The following is a 15,675-nucleotide window of genomic DNA, read 5'->3' as shown; positions in this document are numbered from 1 at the left end:
GATCATCAACTGATCCGGCTTGCCACCCTTGGCCGACAGTGCCGCGAAAATCCTGTTGAACACGCCCATACGGCTCCAGCGGATGAACCGGTTGTAGATCGTCTTCGGCGGCCCGTACTCAGCAGGCGCATCGCGCCATCGCAAACCATTGCGGATCACGAAGATGATGCCGCTGATAATCCGGCGGTCATCAACCCGGGGCACCCCGTGCGACAGCGGGAAATGTGGCTCGATCCGGCGCATCTGCGCCTCCGATAACCAAATCAAATCACTCATGGCAGCGCCTCCTCGCGCCGCCAGTGAATCAACCGATCGGGCCGTTAGCAAGCAATTTAATAGGTCCTGAGCCTAAGTTTAGAAAATAGTTCTTCTCCTTGTGGGGCTGGCCCTATCCAGACAGACCAACAATCCACCGCTTTCTCTTTGACGGGCGGGCCGTCCTCGCGCAAAATGGTGGTCACGCATTTCTGGACATTGCCATGCCGAAGCATCTCCTGGGCGGCCTCTTCCTCGCCGCAGGCCTCCTCTCTCTTGCCATCGCCGGCCCCGCGCAGGCGGCCGGGCTGCGGATCGCCGTTGTGGCGCCAACCGAGGGAGCATTTGCGATTCTCGGCCAGCAGATCATTGCCGGCGCGCGGTTCGAGGCCGAAAAGCGTGGCTCGACTATCGTCGTCGTGCCTGAACGCTGTGAGGAAGGCGGCGAGGACGCTTTGAAGAGCTCGCTTTCCGATGCCCGCGCCGAAGCGGCCATCGGTTTTCTCTGCACCGAGAGCCTGACGGCGACCCTGCCCGCGCTTGCCGAGGCGGGAATTCCCGCGATCACCCTCAGCGTCCGGTCCGACATTCTGATGGAAGACGCGCTGAAGAACCGCTGGCCGCTCTTTCGCCTGGCGCCGTCCGGCAAGACGGAGGGCGACACGGCGGCTCAGGCAATCCTTGCGCGCTGGCGCGATCAGCCGATCGGCCTGATCGACGACGGGACCATCCATGGCCGCGAACTTGTGGCAGCCGTGCGGGCAAAGCTTGAGGAGGTCGGCTTGACGCCGGCCTTCACCGACACCTTCCGCCCCGGCCAGGAGCAGCAGATCGCCCTCGTGCGCCGGCTCGTGCGCAGCGGTGCCACCCATGTCTTCATCGGTGGCGACCGCAGCGACATCGCCATTATCGCCCGCGATGCGGCCGGCGAAAAGGCGGGCCTGACGCTGATGGGCGGCGAAGCGCTGCAGGCTGCCGATGGCGCTGTGCCGCTGGCCGAAGGCACGCTTGCCATCGGTGTACCGGACCCGGCGGAGCGGGCGGATGCCGCGCCTGTCGTCGACGCCATGCGCGCGGCCAATCTCGTGCCGGAGGGCTATGTGCTGCCGGCCTATGCCGCGGTCACCCTGCTCGAAACCGCCAAGGACCGGGGGGCGAGCGACAAGACCTCGCTGGTCGACGCTCTCCTCAAGGATCCTTTTCCGACGGTAATCGGACCCGTGCATTTCGAGGCGAACCATGAGCTGGCCAAGCCGCGCTATCGGCTGCTGGAATGGCGCGACGGCCGCTTCGGCCTCGCCTCTCCTGTGATGGAATAGGCGAAAGTGGTGCAGGACGGTGACATGAGCGAATGGCAAAACAGCATCACGGACGTTCAGGGCCTCACCATCGGGCAGGCGGAAGACCACCGGCTGAAATCCGGCGTCACCGCGCTTCTCTGCGATGCGCCTTGCGTCGCTGCCGTCCATGTCATGGGCGGTGCACCGGGCACGCGCGACACCGAACTGCTTCTGCCGGAAAATACCGTGGAGCGGGTGGACGGGCTGGTGCTTGCCGGCGGCTCGGCCTTCGGGCTCGATGCTGCCTCCGGGGTCCAGGCGGCGCTGCGCGAAATGGGGCGTGGCTTTGCGGTCGGCCCTGCGCGCGTGCCGATCGTGCCGGGTGCGATTCTCTTCGATCTGCTGAATGGCGGTGACAAGGATTGGGGCCGCTACCCGCCCTATCGCGAACTGGGCTATCAGGCAGCGCAGAATGCCGGCCGCACGGTGCGCACCGGCAGTGTCGGCGCGGGGACTGGAGCCCTGACCGCTGGCCTCAAGGGCGGGCTCGGCACTGCCTCGATGAAGCTGGATTGCGGCTTCACGCTGGGTGCCATCGTCGCGGTCAATGCGCTGGGTTCCGCAACGCTGGCCGACAGCCGCCATTTCTGGGCGGCTCCTTTCGAACAGGGCGCGGAATTCGGCGGCCTCGGCTGGCCGGCGCCCTTGCCCGAGCGGGTCTCAGCGCTGCGGCTGAAGGGCCGGCCGCTGCAGCCGGGAACGAACACCACCATTGCGATTCTTGCAACCGATGCCGCGCTGAGCAAGGCGGAGGCCAAGCGTCTGGCGGTCGCCGCCCATGATGGCTTTGCCCGTGCGCTCTGGCCCGCGCATACGCCGATGGATGGCGATCTCATCTTCTCGCTGGCCACCGGGGCAGCCGGCCGTGGGGCGGATCTCGACGCCATGATGGACCTTGCGGCTTTTGCCGGCACGGTGATGGCCCGCGCGATTGCCCGTGGTGTTCACGATGCAACGCCGGCAGATGGCGATGTCATGCCCTGCTGGTCCAGCCTGTAGGCGATGGCGCCAAGACGCGACCCCGGCGGGTCGATATGGCGAACCGAAGCACGCGCCTTGGCCATGATCGCGCCCGAACCGGTCTCCTCCCCGATATGGTGAGTGCACAGCGACAATTGCCGGTGCGCGGGCCAGATGCTATCTCGTTTCCAACCACATCCCGCCTGCTGGCAACCTAACCAGGCCTGCGGGTCACCCGTCCCGAAGCGTCGGGCGATCGAACTCAGTCGTATCCCGCGCTTTCAGTCTTTGCTCTGACGCAATCCTTATCGTAGAGCCGTGACGAGGTTTTGCGAAACCCGCCCCAGGAGAATGCCGCATGTCCCTGCCCCAGCCGATCCGCATCGCCCCGTCGATCCTTGCCGCCGACTTCGCGCGGCTCGGCCAGGAGGTGCAGGATGCGGTGGCTGCCGGCGCGGACTGGGTGCATCTCGACGTGATGGACGGTCACTTCGTGCCGAACATCACCTTCGGCCCCGATGTCATCAAGGCACTGCGGCCGTTGACGGACGCCTTCTTCGACGCGCATCTGATGATCACGCCCGCCGATCCCTTCATCGAAGCCTTCGCCAAGGCGGGCTGCGACCAGATCACCGTGCATGCGGAGGCCGGGCCGCATCTGCACCGCTCGTTGCAGACCATTCGCGGGCTCGGCAAGAAGGCAGGCGTCGCCATCAATCCCGCGACGCCGGAACAGCTGGTCGAATATCTGCTCGACACCATCGACCTCGTTCTGGTCATGACCGTCAATCCCGGCTTCGGCGGGCAAAAGCTGATCGAGGCGACCTTGGAGAAGGTGGCGCGCGTCAAGGCGATGATCGGCGACCGGCCGATCGAGATCCAAGTCGATGGCGGCATAGCCCGCGACACGATAGGCCGGGCGGCAGCGGCCGGCGCCAATGTCTTCGTGGCCGGCTCGGCGATCTTCAGCGCGAAGGAGCCGGGCGGCTATGCCCGCGAAATCGCCGCGTTGCGCTCCGCCGCAGAGGCCGCGCGCCTCTGACGGAAACGACATCCCGTGGACTTGGCGGGCTCGAACCCGCGCGGATCCGCGATGATTGTGAATCCTGCGGCGATGGTCTACAGGATCGCGCCATCAGGACGGGCAAAGGCCGGCCGCCAGTCTGCCGCCTGTCCCGCCATCCGCAGCTCCGACAGTCCAAGAAAGCGGCATTGCCATGATCCCTCGCTATTCCCGACCGGAAATGGTCGCCATCTGGTCGCCCGAAACCAAGTTTCGCATCTGGTTCGAGATCGAGGCGCATGCCTGTGACGCGCTGGCCGATCTCGGCGTGATCCCGAAGGAGGCTGCGCGCACCATCTGGGAAAAGGGCGGGGCCGCCACCTTCAATGTCGACCGCATCGATGAGATCGAAGCCGTCACCAAGCACGACGTGATTGCCTTCCTCACCCATCTGGCGGAATTCGTCGGTCCTGATTCCCGCTTCATCCACCAGGGCATGACCTCCTCCGATGTTCTCGACACGACGCTGAACATCCAGCTGGTGCGGGCTGCGGATATTCTCCTGGCCGACATGGACCGCGTTTTGGCCGCGCTGAAGGCGCGTGCCTTCGAGCACAAGGACACGGTGCGCATCGGCCGCAGCCACGGCATCCATGCCGAGCCGACGACCATGGGCCTGACCTTCGCCCGCTTCTATGCGGAAATGGCGCGCAACCGGACCCGCCTCGTCAATGCCCGCGCGGAAGTGGCGACAGGCGCGATCTCGGGTGCGGTCGGCACCTTCGCCAATATCGATCCGCGCGTGGAAGAGCATGTCTGCGAGAAGCTCGGCCTGATCGCCGAGCCGATCTCCACCCAGGTGATCCCGCGCGACCGGCACGCCATGTTTTTCGCCACGCTTGGCGTCATCGCCTCGTCGATCGAGAATGTCGCGATCGAAATCCGCCACATGCAGCGCACCGAAGTTCTGGAAGCGGAGGAATTTTTCTCGCCCGGCCAGAAGGGCTCTTCTGCCATGCCGCATAAGCGCAATCCGGTGCTGACTGAAAACCTCACCGGTCTCGCCCGCCTCGTGCGCATGTCGGTAACCCCGGCCCTGGAGAACGTGGCGCTCTGGCATGAGCGCGATATCAGCCATTCGAGCGTCGAGCGCGCGATCGGTCCCGATACGACCATCACGCTCGATTTCGCGCTGAACCGTCTGGCGGGCGTGATCGAGAAGCTGGTGATCTACCCCGAGAACATGCTGAACAACATGAACAAGTTCCGCGGTCTCGTGCATTCGCAGCGCGTTCTCCTGGCGCTGACCCAGGCCGGCGCATCGCGCGAGGACAGCTACCGCCTCGTCCAGCGCAATGCGATGAAGGTGTGGGAACAGGGTAAGGACTTCCTGACCGAACTGCTGGCCGATGACGAAGTGCGCGCACGCCTGAGCGAAGAGCAGCTCCGGGAAAAGTTCGATCTCGGCTATCACACCAAGCATGTCGATACGATCTTCGCCCGCGTCTTTGGCTGATTGTCCGCAAACAAACCGCAAACCGCGTCTTATCTAAAAAGCGCGGTTTGCGGCCAATCCCCTGTCAATCATCATCCTGTAAGAAACAACCGACTTGATGATGAGGGGAGATGACCATGCGTTCACTGCATAATCGCCGGCTGGCGCCACGTTCGGGCGTCAACATCGAAGGACAGCTGCGCACGCGTCAGGACAAGACGCGCTGCACCCTGCTCAACCTGTCGGACAGCGGCGTCTGCGTTCGTCTGCGGGCCAATATCGGCGCGTCCCAAGGCGCGAGTGTGACCGTGGACACCGAGGCCGTGGGCGTGCTGGAGGGCATCGTCCAATGGACGCGCGGCGATCTGGCTGGTCTTCGCTTCGATCGCTCCAGCAACGCAACCGCCAAGATCAGCTCTTATTTCCGGCTGTTTCGGCGCTGATCATCGCGCCCGATGGCTCAAGGTGTCGCGTGAGCGACGCGCGGGATGTAGATCTCCAGGCATTGAGCGCAGCGTCATGCTGGCTTGATGCGGATTGAAAGGGAAACATCAGGACTCTCTTGATTCGATAGATCTTATAAAGTCAGTTTAAACTTATCTCGTGCTAGTCCTCGCGCATCGGAAACCTCTCAAGGGAAGATGAGCATGCGATTGCAGGACAACAGGCGTCTGGATCCCCGTTCGAACGTGCGGATCGAAGGTCAGCTTCGCTATCGCGAGAACAAGACGCGCTGCGCGATGCTCAATCTTTCGGACACAGGCGTTTGCGTTCAGCTGCGCGCCAATATCGGCGTGACGCAGGGCGTTTCCGTTACGGTCGATTCTGCGGAACTGGGCCTCCTGACCGGGGTGGTCCAATGGACGCGCGGAGACCAGGTCGGTATTCGCTTTGATCGCTCCAGCAATGCCGCGGCCAAGGTGAACTCCTACTTCCGCCTGTTCAGACGCTGATGCTAAAGGGCTTGAGCAATTTGCAGATGCGGCTCCCCGCGCCTCGGCGCTCTTGACTTCGCCGCGGGTCAGCCGCACATGGCCTTGTCATGAAAGCGTCAGAAGCAGACATTCTCATCATCCCCGGCTACACCAATTCCGGGCCGGACCACTGGCAAAGCCGCTGGGAGGGCAAGCTGTCTTCCGCACGACGGGTCGAACAGGCCGAGTGGTCCAAGCCGGTGCGCGAGGACTGGGTACGCCGCGTGGTCGAGGAAATCGCCGCCGCTGAAAAGCCGGTGGTCCTGGTCGCGCATTCGCTGGGCGTGGCGGCCGCCATTCACGCGATCGCCGAGGCCGATCACGGCAAAATCGCCGGCGCCTTCCTGGTGGCGCCGCCCGATGTAGCCAATCCCCAGATCCGACCGAAGCATCTGATGAGTTTCGGGCCCTATCCCCGCACGCCTCTGCCTTTCCCCTCGCTGGTGGTGGCAAGCCGCAACGATCCTTTCGGCGCGTTCGAACAGGCTGAAGCCATTGCGGCGGACTGGGGCGCGCTGTTGGTCGATGCCGGCGAGTCCGGCCACCTCAACAGCGAGTCAGGTCATGGGCCCTGGCCCGAGGGCAGCATGGTCTTCGCCAAGTTCATTAGCCAGCTCGAAAAGCCCGCTGGCTTCGCGCCGTAACGGACGGCGCGAAGCCAAACGATTCGTGTGGCGTTATCGACTTAAAACTCTTCGACTTCGCTGATCGCCTCGTGCAGGAAATCGTCCATCTTGGCGCGGATTTCCGCTTCCCCCGTGGCAATGCCAGCGGCGTCGAGATCGGCTTTCAGCTTGCGCACCACATCCTCGTGCCCGACTTCCTCGAAATCGGCGATGGCGACTTCGCGGGCATAGAGATCGGGATTGGGATGGCCTGTGAGGCCGGCGGCCCATAGGCCGATCAGCTTGTTGCGCCGCGCCTCCGCCTTGAAGCGAAGCTCTTCATCATGGGCAAACTTGTTTTCGAAGGCACGTTCACGGTCATGCATGCTGGTCATGGTCGTCCCCCTGGCCGTTGACCGCCCCCGGCGACTGAATTTCCCGTCCCGGCTGGCCGCGATGCCAAGCAAATCAAATGGCCGGACAAAGCGCAAGCCGGGCTTTTACGCCTCCGCCTGTTTCATGATACGCTTTTGCAAAAGCGCTGACCCGCGGCGCACGCCGATTGTGAAAGACGTTCATTTGGGCTATGGACCGGCTTGAACACCTTCCGACAACGCCGGTCTTTTCGAAGGCCGGCGTTCCTGTAACGATAGAGACCACTTTCATGAACCGTCGCCGCCGTATTTACGAAGGCAAGGCCAAGATCCTTTACGAAGGGCCGGAGCCGGGTACGCTGATCCAGTTCTTCAAGGACGATGCCACCGCATTCAATAAGAAGAAGCACGATGTCATCGACGGCAAGGGCGTCATCAACAATCGCATTTCCGAATATATCTTCACCCATCTGAACAAGATCGGCATTCCCACGCATTTCATCCGCCGGCTGAATATGCGCGAGCAACTGATCAAGGAAGTGGAGATCATTCCGCTGGAGATCGTGGTGCGCAACGTGGCCGCCGGATCGTTGGCGACGCGGCTGGGGATCGAGGAAGGGACGGTTCTGCCTCGCTCGATCATCGAGTTCTACTACAAGGCCGATGCGCTCGATGACCCCATGGTCTCCGAAGAGCACATCACCGCCTTCGGCTGGGCGAGCCCGCAGGAACTCGACGACATCATGGCGCTCTCGATCCGCATCAACGACTTCCTGTCCGGCCTGTTCCTCGGCGTCGGCATCCAGCTGGTCGATTTCAAGATCGAATGCGGCCGCCTGTTCGAAGGCGACATGATGCGCATCATCCTGGCCGACGAGATCTCGCCGGACAGCTGCCGTCTCTGGGATATCGAGACACGCGAGAAGATGGACAAGGACCGCTTCCGCCGCGATCTCGGCGGGCTGGTGGAGGCCTATCAGGAGGTCGCCCGCCGTCTCGGAATCATGAATGAAAACGAACCGCCACGCGGTTCCGGGCCGGTTCTGGTCAAGTAAGGAGCGCCATCATGATCAAGGCACGCGTCACCGTGACACTGAAAAACGGCGTTCTCGACCCGCAGGGCAAGGCCATCGAAGGCGCGCTCGGTGCGCTCGGCTTCGAGGGTATCGGCCAGGTTCGCCAGGGCAAGGTCTTCGATCTCGCCGTGGATACCGCCGACCGCGCAAAGGCCGAGGCCGACATCAAGGCCATGTGCGAGAAGCTGCTCGCCAATACGGTGATCGAGAACTATTCCATCGCGCTGGCTTGAGGGCCATGCTCACTTGAAGCCTCTGGTTTCAACCGCAAGCGTCTCTCCCTCCGGAGAGACGCAACAGAGTGACAAGGCGAATGTTATCGACTTCTCGGATGTAACGATAGCAACGCGGCGATAATCGGTGCAAGGGAGCGCCAAATGACGGATGTGACACAAGAGCTACTTCATGAGCTTCTGCGCCGCACGCATGCTCGCTTCGACAAGCTCGATCACAGCATCTCCGAATTGAGAAGCGACGGCCTTGTGATCCGCAGCCAGCTTCACAATATGCAGGGCGATATAAACAACCTGCATTCCACGTTCGCGCATATCGAGCACCGTCTCGACCGCATCGAAAACCGCCTCGAACTACGTGAACTCGCCGAGGCCCAGGCAAGGTTTGAACATCAGCCATGAAATCCGCCGTCGTCCAACTTCCCGGCCTCAACCGTGACCGCGACATGATCGCGGCGCTGACGCTGATCTCCGGCAAGGCGCCGGTGACCGTCTGGCAAACCGATACGCAGATCCCCGATGTGGATCTCATCGTCATTCCCGGCGGCTTTTCCTATGGAGACTATCTGCGTTGCGGCGCCATTGCTGCGCGCATGCCGGTGATGCAGGCGATCCGCGAGAAGGCCGAGGCCGGCGTCAAGGTTCTCGGCGTCTGCAACGGTTTTCAGATTTTGCTGGAAGCCGGCATGCTGCCTGGCGCGCTGATGCGCAACGCCTCGCTACGCTTCGTCTGCAAGGAAGTGAAGCTTGAAGTGGTCAATGCCGAGACGAGCTTCACCCGCGCCTACGACAAGGGTCAAATCATCCGCTGCCCCGTCGCCCACCACGACGGCAATTATTTTGCCGATACGGAGACGCTGAAGACCATCGAGGGCGAAGGACAGGTGGTGTTCCGTTACGCCGCCGGCACCAATCCGAATGGATCGATCAACGACATTGCCGCCGTGACCAACCGCGCCGGCAATGTGCTTGGCATGATGCCGCATCCGGAAAATCTCATCGAGGCCGCTCATGGCGGGTCCGATGGCCGCGGCCTCTTCGCCTCCGCGCTTGACGTTATTGCGGCTGCCGCCTGATCATGCAGCCCTTGTTCCGCCTCAGCGCGCTTCTGGCGCTCGCCGCCGTCATTCTGCCCGCGTGCCAGGCCTCGGCGCCTGCGCCGAAGATGTCGACCGTCAATATGGCGGCCCTGCCGACCATGGAACGGGTGGCTCTGGCGGCCAATCGTTGCTGGTTCAAGTCGAACGATCCCGCCTTTAAGGCCTATCGCCTGGCGCCGGAGCTCAATTCTTTCTCCGGGCGCCCACGCATCCTGCTGGTGCGTCGCAACGCCCCTGAGGCAAGGCCGCTGGCAGTTGTTCAGGCTGAAGGGCAGCCGGCCCGCATGCAGGCCTTCGGGCCGCTTTTCGCTGAGCCGATCGGCCCGCGCATGACCGGCGATATCCGCCGCTGGGCGACAGGCGAAGCGGGCTGCTGAAGCCCTTTCCAGCGCTATAAGTATCGAAACCGTTCAACTCCGCCCTCGCTCTTCATCGCGAGGGCGACATGTGGCATGGATCCGATCATTGCAGCTGCTCTTGCGTCGCCCGGGCAAAATGATAGTCGGGAGCACAGCGACGCATAGCCGTCTGGCTAAGCTCGCCCGCATCAGGCGCCGTCGTCTTCTGCTCCCATGAAGCTTATCCTCCGCCCGAACGCAGGCGGAAGACCTTGCTTTGCAATGCCAAACGCTTCCAATAAGGCAGACGAAACAAGAACGCGATGTCCTCATTAACGTCAATCGAGCGCAAAGACATTAAGACAATATTGATTGTACCGATTGCTCACATCGCTACCTGATCCAGGGTCAGTCGATGAAGATCGACTTGCACACTTCTGCTTCCGCTTCGGCCCGACTGATGCCGATATCGTGGAGCTGTTCGTCGGTGAGGTCGCGTAGAACCAAACGTCCGGCTCGCTTCATCCGCCAGTTGGCCAAGCGTTCGAAGAGCAGCGACCAGAAACCAGATGCGACCGTGCTCGATCGAGGCTTGGGGGACACCATGTCGCCGGCCGACGCAAAGATCCGTTCGCGCTGATAGCCATCGGGATAAAGTGTATCATTTGTATCGAGGTACATAACGTCCATCCTTTCCGCCGTCGATAGGCAGGATTGTGCAAAGCCACGACCGGGAAACAAATTGTTCCCGTATGTGGTCATCAATCGATACATTTGACATTGTCTCACAACAATGCAATTATTGTCACCATGACAACATGGCTCCCCAATCTCTCCGAGGGCAGCGGCCCGCTCTATCTGCGGCTTGCCGATGCGATTGAAACCGCCATCGACGCCGGCGCTTTATCGCCGGGGGACAAATTGCCGCCGCAGCGCAACCTCGCCTTCGATATCGGCGTGACACTGGGCACGGTCAGCCGCGCCTATGGGTTGGTGCATGAACGCGGCCTGGTGGCGGGCGAAGTCGGGCGCGGCACCTATGTGCGCGAGCGCGGCGCGACGGGCGCACCGCCCACGGCGACCTCCCCCCTCGCTCATGAACTCGGCAGCAGCCGCAGCATGGATCCGCCCGATGGAAAGCTCCGGTTCGACTCGACCGGTGCGCCTGATATCGGCCAGTCGGAGATCCTTGAGCGCGTCATTGCCGGCACGGTTGCCGACCACCCTGCAGAAGTTGCCAGCTATGCCCGCAACACGCCTGCGCATTGGCAGGAAGCCGGCACGCTCTGGCTGGCGCGGGACGGCTTTTCGCCCGAGCCGGAGGATGTCGTCACCACCCAGGGCGCGCATGCCGCGATCATGGCCGTCGTTACAGCGGTCACCGCGCCGGGCGACAAGGTCCTCTTCGAAAGCGTGACCTATACCCATATTGCTCGCGCGCTCGGGCTAGCCGGGCGCCGGGTGATCACCAGCGAGATCGATGAGGAAGGACTGGTGCCCGAGGAGTTCGAGCGGGTCTGCCAGCAGCAGCATCCCGCCATGGCTTTCCTGATGCCATCGGCGCAGAATCCCACGCTGGCGGTGATGAGCCTTGCCCGCCGCCGCCAGATCGCCGAAATCGCGCGGCGGCATAATGTCTTCCTGATCGAGGACGATATTTACGGCGTGCTTGCCCGGCCGGAAATCCCGATGCTGGCCACGCTTGCGCCGGAGCGCACCTTCGTCGTTTCCGGCTTGGCCAAGGCGGTCGCGGCCGGCATACGCGGCGGCTGGGTGGCCTGTCCGCCGAACATGGCGGCGCGGGTTCGTGTCGCGCAGAAGATGCTGACCGGCGGGCTCGCCTTCGTGCTGGCCGAAAGCAGCGCGCGGCTGGTGCTCTCAGGCGAGGCCGACGCAATCCGGCTGAAAGTGTCGGCAGAGCTCGCTGCCCGCCACGCGATCGTTCATGAGGGGCTGGCCGGTCATGTCTTCCGCGCGGCGCCGCACATTCCGTTTTTCTGGATCGATCTGCCCGATCCCTGGCTGTCCGGTACCTTCAAGGCCGCCGCCTTCGCCGCCGGCGTGCTGGTGGACGACGAAGACGAGTTCAAGGCCGGGCGTTCGGACAGGGTTCTGCACAAGGCGCGCGTCGGTTTTTCCAACCACCGGCGCGAAGACATCCGCCGCGGCATCGCCATTTTGCGAGGCCTGCTGGATGGGGGACTTTCAGGCTATGAGGGCGGCATTTGAGGGGAGATCCGAAGGCGGTCTTTCCAGCCGTCACCAAGGCGGTCAGAACCCCGCATGATCCTGGAGAAAAGCGGCTTCCTCCTGCGACGTGTCGCGCCCGAGAGCGGCATTGCGATGCGGGAAGCGGCCGAAGCGATTAATGATCGCGGCATGTTGGCGGGCGAAGTCGAGCGAATTCTCATGCTCAGGCCGATTGCTGAACAGCGCGACGCAGCGGCTTTGATGGGCGGCGTCCTCGCTATGCATGAAAGGCAGATAGAAGAACATCTGCCGGTCGGCGTCCGCGCCCTCCGGATAGCCACGTTCGAGCGCGCCTTCGGCCAACTCCAGCGCTTTGGCGTCGCTCTCGAAAGCGCGCGCCGTGCCGCGAAACATGTTGCGGGGGAACTGGTCGCAAAACAGGATCAGCACGAGACAGCCATCCGCCGTCTCTGCCAGAGCGTCCGCCTCCCCTGCCCGCACCCGCTGGTAATCGCCCAAGAAGCGTTCTTCCACCTCCTGGTCGAACGCCGGGGTGGACTGGAACCAATGGGCACGCGCATGGTCGGAGAACCAGAAATCCAAAATGGCGCCTGGATCGATCGCTGATGTCACGGCATCTGCCTTTCTGTCGGGCGGCTTGAGCGACAGGCTCAGCTGTCCAGCATCTCGCGCACAGCGATGGCCAGCTGCTTCAGCGAGAAGGGCTTCGGCAGGAAGCCGAATTTCGCCTCGGCCGGGAGGTTACGGGCAAAGGCGTCCTCGGCATAGCCGGAGACGAAGATGAACTTCAGATCCGGATATTTCTTGCGCAATTCACTAAGCAGCGTCGGCCCATCCATTTCCGGCATGACGACGTCGGACACGACGATATCCACGGCACCATTCAGTTCGTCCATGACCTCCAGCGCCTCGACGCCGGAGCCGGCCTCATAGACCGTGTAGCCGCGTGTCTCGAGCATGCGCTTACCGCCACGCCGCACGGCCTCTTCGTCCTCAACCAGGAGAACAACCGCGGAGTCGCCTGTGAGGTCGGTGGGTTCTGCGGGAGCGGCGGGCACCGGCTGGGCAACAGGCTGCGCGACGATTTCGGCCTTTTCTCCGTCAGGGCCTGGCAGAGCTGCCGACGCCGATGCGACGGGCTCGGCCTCCTCGATGAAGCGTGGCAGCAGGATGCGGAAGGTGGTGCCCCGGCCAACCTCCGAATCCGCATAGATGAAGCCGCCGGACTGCTTAACGATGCCGTAGACCATGGACAGGCCGAGGCCAGTGCCCTTGCCGACTTCCTTGGTGGTGAAGAAGGGCTCGAAGATCTTGTCGAGGATCTCAGGTGCGATGCCGGTTCCCTCGTCTTCGGCCTCGACAAGCACATAGTCTTCCGCTGGCAGCTCGCGCCGGTTCAGCGCGGCCGCTTCGCTGGCGGGGAAATTGCGGGTGCGCAGCGTCAGCGTGCCGCCATCCGGCATGGCGTCGCGGGCATTGACGGCGAGATTGAGCACCACCTGCTCGAACTGGCCGAGATCGGTGCGCACGGGCCAAAGGTCGCGGCCATAATCGATCGCTACCTTGACATTCATGCCAGTCATGCGGTCGACCAGCATGCGCAGGTCGCCGATCACGTCGGTCATGTTGAGCACGGTGGGACGCATGGTCTGCTTGCGCGAGAAGGCCAGCAGCTGGCGCACCAGCACGGCGGCGCGGTTGGCGTTGCGCTTGATCTCCATCAGATCGGCAAAGCTTGGATCGGAGGGGCGCGCCGACAGCAGCAGGTGATCGGACGAGAGCAGGATCGCGGTCAGCACGTTGTTGAAATCATGCGCGATGCCACCAGCCAGCGTGCCTACCGCATTCATCTTCTGCGTCTGGGCCATCTGGGTTTCGAGCGCCTTCTGCTCGGTAATATCGAGCGCGTAGACAATCGCCGCCTCGTCCGGCGCCTCGTCGCCCGCCTCTACCACGGCTTTCACGTAGAAGCGCACGTGGCGTGACTCGCTGCCGGGATGGCGCGAGTCGATCGGCGCGATATCGCTCTGCCCATCGCGTGCGGCAGCCAGCGCCTCATGCATGCGCGACAGATCCTGCGGATGGACCAGCGCATCGAACAGCGCGCCGCGTTCCATATCGGCCTGGGAGACGACATCGGCGAAGAGTTTCAGGAACGGGGCATTGGTGCGCAGGATCCTGCCCTGGCTGTCGATGGAGGCAATCGCCATCGGTGTATTGTTGAAGAAGCGGGTGAAGCGCATGGCGGCGGCCGAGGCGGAGGCTTCCGTTTCCTCGCCGGGCGTGCGCGCCAGAACGATGGTGCGGCTTTCTCCCGGGGCGCCATCGCGCGTGGTCGAGACGCGGTGGATGAGGCGCACGGGCACGCTGCGCCCATCAACGCGGCGGAGATCGAGATCGAGCGCGCGCGTCTTCAGGAGGCCGGGCTCGGCCTGCACGGACTGGATCAGCGCCAGCCCGTCACCGGCGGTCAGGTCGCCGATGGTCATCGACCCCGGCTGGAAGCGGGTGAGGTCCAGGCCCAGCCATTCGGCAAGCGTGGCGTTGACATAGACGACCTCGCCCTTGTGCCCGGCGGAGAAGAAGCCGGCCGGCGCATGGTCGAGATAATCGATGGCGTTCTGCAGCTCCTTGAAGAAGCGCTCCTGCTGCTCTCGCTCGCTGGTGATATCGGAAATCTGCCAGAGATACAGGCCGTTGCGCTCGCCATCCTGCAGCGGCAGCACGCGGGCCTTCAGGCGAAACCAGTGGCCACCAGCGGCCGGCCCGGCCTGGGGCTTCAACGGTCGCAGGAGGCGAAACTCCTCATGCCCCGCCTGCCCTTCGCGCAAGCCGTTGGTCAGGCGATAGAGCGCTTCCGAAGCCTCGCGCGCGCGCGACAGGATCGTTTCGAGCGACTGGATCTCGCTGGCCCTGGCCGCACCGGTGATCGCGCCATAGGCGGCGTTGGCGTAGACGATGCGGCCTTTGCGGTCGGTGACGACGGTGCCATCCGGATGCCCGTCGAGAAAGGCGCGGGCGAGATCGTCGGGCCGCGACTGCGGCATGACTTCGATGAAGCCGATGACGGACGACACCAGGAAGAAAATGCCGACCATGGCCAGCACGCCGAGAACGCCCAGGACGATCTCGCTGTCGAGCTGGTTCTTGAAAATGATGAAGAGCGCCGCCGAAGCCGTGAGCACCAGCGCGAGCAGGATGATCCGCAGCACCGTGCCCGGCCGCGTGCTCCGGTCGACGATCGGCATCTGGTAATCGCCGGCCTGGCGCAGTTTCGTCATCGAGCTTCTCTTTCGTCTTTCCGTCCGAATGGTCCGATTTCGGTCTTGCGACCCTTTTGCAGCGTGGCTGCCTGCCGAAATCTCTCAGACCACGAGCAACCAATTGTCTCCAGCGGAATTTTGCAAATGCGGCTGGCGATCTGCGCCTTTATCGCCGGGTGGCATCACCTTGCCTCATTCCTTCCACGCGCCGCCGGTCACACAGGCGAAGCGATTCGCCCAGCGGCAGGCGCACCCTTCTTAACGCGTCCTGCCGCTGCGGGCGATCTTGCCAGCGCAGGGCACGACCGCGCGATAAGGGCAGGAATGCCTTACGCTGTAAGCTCTCATGCCTGCGCGAGCTTGCGCCTGTCTGCCGCATCATGCTGCCAGACCTGTTCAAAGTGCAGGTTTTGCGCCTCCGCCGCCTAGTTTAATGAAAATACCGCGC

At 63.1% G+C, this 15,675-nt stretch carries 18 protein-coding genes; 13 read left to right on the top strand and 5 right to left on the bottom strand.

Going from position 1 to position 15,675, the window contains the following annotated elements; all coding sequences use genetic code 11:
• A partial coding sequence (locus tag BMX61_RS15365; protein WP_139198942.1) for a transposase occupies positions 1-276 on the bottom strand: 276 nt, incomplete at its 3' end.
• Between the two features lie 203 nt (positions 277-479).
• Between BMX61_RS15365 and BMX61_RS15360 the strand changes: the two genes are divergently transcribed.
• The 7 genes from BMX61_RS15360 to BMX61_RS15330 all read left to right on the top strand — a co-directional run bounded on the left by BMX61_RS15360 (position 480) and on the right by BMX61_RS15330 (position 6,671).
• Entirely contained in the window at positions 480-1,574 is a 1,095-nt protein-coding gene (locus tag BMX61_RS15360) for a branched-chain amino acid ABC transporter substrate-binding protein (protein WP_075626407.1), read from the top strand.
• A 24-nt stretch (positions 1,575-1,598) separates the two neighbouring features.
• Positions 1,599-2,594: a P1 family peptidase gene (locus tag BMX61_RS15355; RefSeq protein ID WP_092742807.1), complete on the top strand. Its 996-nt coding sequence runs from the start codon at positions 1,599-1,601 to the stop codon at positions 2,592-2,594.
• Positions 2,595-2,913: 319 nt separating this feature from the next.
• Positions 2,914-3,597, top strand: a complete 684-nt coding sequence (gene rpe / locus BMX61_RS15350; RefSeq protein ID WP_075626409.1) for a ribulose-phosphate 3-epimerase — start codon at positions 2,914-2,916, stop codon at positions 3,595-3,597.
• Between the two features lie 175 nt (positions 3,598-3,772).
• Positions 3,773-5,074 carry an adenylosuccinate lyase gene (gene purB / locus BMX61_RS15345; protein ID WP_075626410.1) on the top strand — a complete coding sequence of 434 codons (1,302 nt, stop codon included), beginning with the start codon at positions 3,773-3,775 and terminating at the stop codon, positions 5,072-5,074.
• A 116-nt stretch (positions 5,075-5,190) separates the two neighbouring features.
• Positions 5,191-5,496 carry a PilZ domain-containing protein gene (locus tag BMX61_RS15340; protein ID WP_170854953.1) on the top strand — a complete coding sequence of 102 codons (306 nt, stop codon included), beginning with the start codon at positions 5,191-5,193 and terminating at the stop codon, positions 5,494-5,496.
• A gap of 204 nt (positions 5,497-5,700) precedes the next feature.
• Positions 5,701-6,006, top strand: coding sequence for a PilZ domain-containing protein (locus BMX61_RS15335; protein WP_075626412.1), 306 nt, complete (start codon positions 5,701-5,703; stop codon positions 6,004-6,006).
• Positions 6,007-6,095: 89 nt separating this feature from the next.
• Entirely contained in the window at positions 6,096-6,671 is a 576-nt protein-coding gene (locus BMX61_RS15330) for an RBBP9/YdeN family alpha/beta hydrolase (protein WP_075626413.1), read from the top strand.
• A gap of 41 nt (positions 6,672-6,712) precedes the next feature.
• On the opposite strand, the gene BMX61_RS15325 is transcribed toward BMX61_RS15330, so the two are convergent.
• Positions 6,713-7,027 (bottom strand): DUF1476 domain-containing protein, encoded by a 315-nt coding sequence (locus tag BMX61_RS15325; RefSeq protein ID WP_075626414.1) that lies wholly within the window; start codon positions 7,025-7,027, stop codon positions 6,713-6,715.
• Between the two features lie 269 nt (positions 7,028-7,296).
• Between BMX61_RS15325 and purC the strand changes: the two genes are divergently transcribed.
• The 5 genes from purC to BMX61_RS15300 all read left to right on the top strand — a co-directional run bounded on the left by purC (position 7,297) and on the right by BMX61_RS15300 (position 9,792).
• The gene (gene purC, locus BMX61_RS15320) at positions 7,297-8,061 is read left to right on the top strand and encodes a phosphoribosylaminoimidazolesuccinocarboxamide synthase (protein ID WP_075626559.1); all 765 of its coding nucleotides are present in this window, start codon (positions 7,297-7,299) and stop codon (positions 8,059-8,061) included.
• Positions 8,062-8,072: 11 nt separating this feature from the next.
• The gene (gene purS / locus BMX61_RS15315; RefSeq protein ID WP_075626415.1) at positions 8,073-8,315 is read left to right on the top strand and encodes a phosphoribosylformylglycinamidine synthase subunit PurS; all 243 of its coding nucleotides are present in this window, start codon (positions 8,073-8,075) and stop codon (positions 8,313-8,315) included.
• A gap of 144 nt (positions 8,316-8,459) precedes the next feature.
• Positions 8,460-8,717: a hypothetical protein gene (locus BMX61_RS15310; protein ID WP_075626416.1), complete on the top strand. Its 258-nt coding sequence runs from the start codon at positions 8,460-8,462 to the stop codon at positions 8,715-8,717.
• Positions 8,714-9,391 (top strand): phosphoribosylformylglycinamidine synthase subunit PurQ, encoded by a 678-nt coding sequence (gene purQ / locus BMX61_RS15305; protein WP_075626417.1) that lies wholly within the window; start codon positions 8,714-8,716, stop codon positions 9,389-9,391. The genes BMX61_RS15310 and purQ overlap by 4 nt, the downstream gene beginning before the upstream one ends.
• Positions 9,392-9,393: 2 nt before the next feature.
• Positions 9,394-9,792 carry a hypothetical protein gene (locus BMX61_RS15300; protein WP_075626418.1) on the top strand — a complete coding sequence of 133 codons (399 nt, stop codon included), beginning with the start codon at positions 9,394-9,396 and terminating at the stop codon, positions 9,790-9,792.
• Between the two features lie 369 nt (positions 9,793-10,161).
• Here the strand turns inward: BMX61_RS15300 and BMX61_RS15295 are convergent, their stop codons facing one another.
• Positions 10,162-10,434: a DUF1127 domain-containing protein gene (locus BMX61_RS15295; protein WP_234794699.1), complete on the bottom strand. Its 273-nt coding sequence runs from the start codon at positions 10,432-10,434 to the stop codon at positions 10,162-10,164.
• Between the two features lie 129 nt (positions 10,435-10,563).
• Here BMX61_RS15295 and BMX61_RS15290 point away from each other — a divergent pair, with 129 nt between their 5' ends.
• Entirely contained in the window at positions 10,564-11,982 is a 1,419-nt protein-coding gene (locus BMX61_RS15290; protein ID WP_075626420.1) for an aminotransferase-like domain-containing protein, read from the top strand.
• Positions 11,983-12,024: 42 nt separating this feature from the next.
• On the opposite strand, the gene BMX61_RS15285 is transcribed toward BMX61_RS15290, so the two are convergent.
• A complete protein-coding gene (locus tag BMX61_RS15285; protein WP_075626421.1) occupies positions 12,025-12,576 on the bottom strand; it encodes a DUF924 family protein in 552 nt (183 codons plus the stop codon).
• 38 nt (positions 12,577-12,614) lie between these two features.
• Positions 12,615-15,245, bottom strand: coding sequence for a cell cycle histidine kinase CckA (gene cckA / locus BMX61_RS15280; protein WP_075626422.1), 2,631 nt, complete (start codon positions 15,243-15,245; stop codon positions 12,615-12,617).
• Between the last annotated feature and the right edge of the window lie 430 nt (positions 15,246-15,675).

The organism is Xaviernesmea oryzae (genome assembly GCF_900109605.1).
Lineage (GTDB): Bacteria > Pseudomonadota > Alphaproteobacteria > Rhizobiales > Rhizobiaceae > Xaviernesmea > Xaviernesmea oryzae.
Note: the sequence above shows the minus strand (reverse complement) of the source record. Positions and strands in the feature narration are given on the sequence as shown.

What these genes read in the sequence shown, in the direction of transcription:
- BMX61_RS15360 (WP_075626407.1), top strand. Translation starts at nt 480, where the DNA reads ATGCCGAAGCATCTCCTGGGCGGCCTCTTCCTCGCCGCAGGCCTCCTC.
- BMX61_RS15355 (WP_092742807.1), top strand. Translation starts at nt 1,599, where the DNA reads ATGAGCGAATGGCAAAACAGCATCACGGACGTTCAGGGCCTCACCATC.
- rpe (WP_075626409.1), top strand. Translation starts at nt 2,914, where the DNA reads ATGTCCCTGCCCCAGCCGATCCGCATCGCCCCGTCGATCCTTGCCGCC.
- purB (WP_075626410.1), top strand. Translation starts at nt 3,773, where the DNA reads ATGATCCCTCGCTATTCCCGACCGGAAATGGTCGCCATCTGGTCGCCC.
- BMX61_RS15340 (WP_170854953.1), top strand. Translation starts at nt 5,191, where the DNA reads ATGCGTTCACTGCATAATCGCCGGCTGGCGCCACGTTCGGGCGTCAAC.
- BMX61_RS15335 (WP_075626412.1), top strand. Translation starts at nt 5,701, where the DNA reads ATGCGATTGCAGGACAACAGGCGTCTGGATCCCCGTTCGAACGTGCGG.
- BMX61_RS15330 (WP_075626413.1), top strand. Translation starts at nt 6,096, where the DNA reads ATGAAAGCGTCAGAAGCAGACATTCTCATCATCCCCGGCTACACCAAT.
- BMX61_RS15325 (WP_075626414.1), bottom strand. Translation starts at nt 7,027, where the DNA reads ATGACCAGCATGCATGACCGTGAACGTGCCTTCGAAAACAAGTTTGCC.
- purC (WP_075626559.1), top strand. Translation starts at nt 7,297, where the DNA reads ATGAACCGTCGCCGCCGTATTTACGAAGGCAAGGCCAAGATCCTTTAC.
- purS (WP_075626415.1), top strand. Translation starts at nt 8,073, where the DNA reads ATGATCAAGGCACGCGTCACCGTGACACTGAAAAACGGCGTTCTCGAC.
- BMX61_RS15310 (WP_075626416.1), top strand. Translation starts at nt 8,460, where the DNA reads ATGACGGATGTGACACAAGAGCTACTTCATGAGCTTCTGCGCCGCACG.
- purQ (WP_075626417.1), top strand. Translation starts at nt 8,714, where the DNA reads ATGAAATCCGCCGTCGTCCAACTTCCCGGCCTCAACCGTGACCGCGAC.
- BMX61_RS15300 (WP_075626418.1), top strand. Translation starts at nt 9,394, where the DNA reads ATGCAGCCCTTGTTCCGCCTCAGCGCGCTTCTGGCGCTCGCCGCCGTC.
- BMX61_RS15295 (WP_234794699.1), bottom strand. Translation starts at nt 10,434, where the DNA reads ATGTACCTCGATACAAATGATACACTTTATCCCGATGGCTATCAGCGC.
- BMX61_RS15290 (WP_075626420.1), top strand. Translation starts at nt 10,564, where the DNA reads ATGACAACATGGCTCCCCAATCTCTCCGAGGGCAGCGGCCCGCTCTAT.
- cckA (WP_075626422.1), bottom strand. Translation starts at nt 15,245, where the DNA reads ATGACGAAACTGCGCCAGGCCGGCGATTACCAGATGCCGATCGTCGAC.